Origin of the sequence: Curtobacterium flaccumfaciens (genome assembly GCF_004361695.1) — a bacterium.
GTDB classification, from domain to species: domain Bacteria; phylum Actinomycetota; class Actinomycetes; order Actinomycetales; family Microbacteriaceae; genus Curtobacterium; species Curtobacterium flaccumfaciens_B.
The window spans coordinates 1-2541 of sequence record NZ_SNVW01000022.1; the positions used below are offsets into that span (position 1 = coordinate 1).

Annotated in this window: 3 protein-coding genes; all 3 read right to left on the minus strand. The window is 65.2% G+C overall.

Going from position 1 to position 2541, the window contains the following annotated elements; all coding sequences use genetic code 11:
• Nucleotides 1–8: 8 nt before the first annotated feature.
• Nucleotides 9–917 (minus strand): carbohydrate ABC transporter permease, encoded by a 909-nt coding sequence (locus EDF64_RS18000; RefSeq protein ID WP_133521322.1) that lies wholly within the window; start codon nt 915–917, stop codon nt 9–11.
• On the minus strand, nt 914–1861 hold the full coding sequence (locus tag EDF64_RS18005; RefSeq protein ID WP_133521323.1) for a carbohydrate ABC transporter permease: 948 nt from the start codon (nt 1859–1861) through the stop codon (nt 914–916). Before EDF64_RS18005 ends, EDF64_RS18000 begins: the two co-directional genes overlap by 4 nt.
• On the minus strand, nt 1861–2541 hold a 681-nt coding region (locus EDF64_RS18010), incomplete at its 5' end, for an extracellular solute-binding protein (RefSeq protein ID WP_133521324.1). The genes EDF64_RS18005 and EDF64_RS18010, both read right to left, overlap by 1 nt.

Sequence of the window (2541 nt, forward strand, 5' to 3'; positions counted from 1 at the left end):
GAGGTCGGTCATCGGGACGATCCCGCCGTGACGCCCTCGATGAAGTACCGCTGGGCGAAGATGAACAGCAGCACACTCGGGATCATCGTCAGGACCACGCCGGCGAGGACGACGGAGATCGATCCGGTGCCGAGGTTGCCCTGCAGGCCGACGAGCCCGAGCGGCAGGGTGAAGGTGTCCTGCTGGTTGAGGAAGATCAGCGGCCGGTAGTACTCGGCCCAGAAGCCGGAGAAGTTCAGGATCGCGAGCGTCGCGATCGCGGGGCTGGCCATCCGGGAGTACACGTGCCAGAACACCCCGAACTGGCTGGCGCCGTCGATGCGGGCTGCTTCGCCGAGCTCCTTGGGCATCTGCATGAAGTACTGCCGCATCAGGAAGGTGCCGAACGCGCTCCCGAGTGCGGGCACGATCAGCGACGCGATGGATCCGGTCAGCCCCATGTCCTTCAGGATGACGAACACGGGGATGATGATCGTCTGGATCGGCACCATCATCGTGGCGAGGAAGATCCCGAAGATGGTGTTCTTGCCGGGGAAGCTGATCATCGCGAAGGCGTACCCGGACAGGGTGCACGTGATGGTCTGACCGACGACGATGAGCAGCGTCACGAGGACGCTGTTGACGAAGAACTGTCCGATCGGGATCTGGTTGAACACTGCGGCGTAGTTGCCGAAGTCCCACGACAGCGGGAGCCACTGCGGCGGGTTCTGGAACGACTCCGCGGGGGTGCGCAGCGAGGTGGTCAGCGTCCAGAGCAGTGGCCCGAGCGCGAACACGGCGGCGATGATCAGGATGATCATCCCGATGATGCTTCCCACCTTGGCGACGGGCTTGCGGCGGCGAACGATGTGGCTGACGGCTGGTTGCGCGACGGTTTCGGGGGCGTGCAACGGGTTGAGGGTGTCCGTGGTCGTCATTGGTAGAACACCAGCTTTCGTGCGGCGATGAACTGGAGGCCGGTGATGATGCCGATGATCACCAGCAGCAGGATGGCGATGGCCGAGGCGAACCCGAACTGCAGGTTCTGGAAGCCGGCCTGGTACATCGAGATGGTCGCGGTCGTCGTCGCGGTACCCGGCCCGCCCTTGGTCATGATGAACGGCTGGTCGAACAGCTGCATCGCGTTGATCATGGCGATCACGGTCGCGAACAGGATCGTCGGGCTGATCAGCGGGATCTTGATCCGGAACAGCGTCCGCCACGGTCCGGCGCCGTCGATCGCCGCGGCTTCCTGCACGTCGACCGGCACCGCGAGGAGTGCGGCGACGAAGAGCACGAACGTGAAGCCGACCTGCTGCCAGACCACCACCATCACCACGGTGACCTTCGCCCAGAACGGGTCGTTGAGCCAGTGCGCTCCGGGCAGCCCGATCTCGTTGAGGTAGTAGTTGATGAGCCCGAACTTCGTGTCGAAGATGTAGCCCATGAAGATCGACACGGCTGCCGTCGACGCGAGCAGCGGCAGGTAGAACGAGGTGCGGAAGAACACGCGGGTCGCGTTCCGCTTCCGGTTGTTCGCCAGCACGGCGAGCAGCAGACCGAGCGAGATCTGCAGCACGACGATCGCGACGGCGAGGACGATCGTCACACCGAACGACGCGAGCACCGGTCCGTCGGTGAAGAGCCGCGTGTAGTTGTCGAGCCCGACCCACTTCGGGCTGCTGATGACGTCCCACGAGGTGAACGACAGCCCGAGCGAGGCGAGGATGGGGATGAGGGTGAACACGGCGACGAAGACCACCGCGAGCCCGATCATCAGGAAGCCGAACGTGGACTCACGGCGGCGGGCACGCTTGGCCGCCGGCCGGCGGGCTGCGACCTCGGCAGCCCGCCGGATGGGTGTTCCTGTGGCTGCTGTCATCACGAGGCCTGCGAGGCTGCCTTCTCGATGTCGGCCTGCAGGCCGTCGAGCGCCTTCTTCGCGTTCCCGGACGAGATCGCCTGCGTGGTGCGCTGGTTGAGCGCCGTCGCGAGGGCGTTGTAGTACGGCGGTGCGGAGATCGGCACCGAGTTGTCGAGCTGGTCGTAGAAGACCGACCAGTGCTCCGGGCCCGTCGTCTTGTACCGGTCGGCGGTCATCAGCGACTTCTGCGCCGGGGTGGTGACGTTGCCCGGCCAGAGGGAGTCGAAGCTCTCCGGCTGCACCATGACCTTGATGACCTCGAACGCGAGGTCCTTGTTCTTGGAGGAGTTGAAGATGCCGTAGCCGCCCGCGCCGAAGAGCGACTTGTTGCTCTTCCACGTCGGGAACTCGACGACGTCGAAGCTGCCGTTCTTCATCCCGGCGTTGTGGAGCCCGCCGGCCCAGAAACCACCGCCGATGGTCATGCCGATGCGACCGGATGCCATCAGGCCCTGCAGCGTTGCGCCACCGCCGACGTCGGGCGAGGGCGATGCGCCCGACTTCTGCAGGTCGATGACGTACTGGAGTGCCTCGACGGCAGCGTCGGAGTTCGCCGTGGGGTCACCCCACTTCCAGCCGCCCTTGCGCCCAGAGACGCCGATCGGGTTGTCGGAGAACGCCTTGCTCTTCCACAACCA

What these genes read in the sequence shown, in the direction of transcription:
- EDF64_RS18000 (WP_133521322.1), bottom strand. Translation starts at nt 917, where the DNA reads ATGACGACCACGGACACCCTCAACCCGTTGCACGCCCCCGAAACCGTC.
- EDF64_RS18005 (WP_133521323.1), bottom strand. Translation starts at nt 1,861, where the DNA reads ATGACAGCAGCCACAGGAACACCCATCCGGCGGGCTGCCGAGGTCGCA.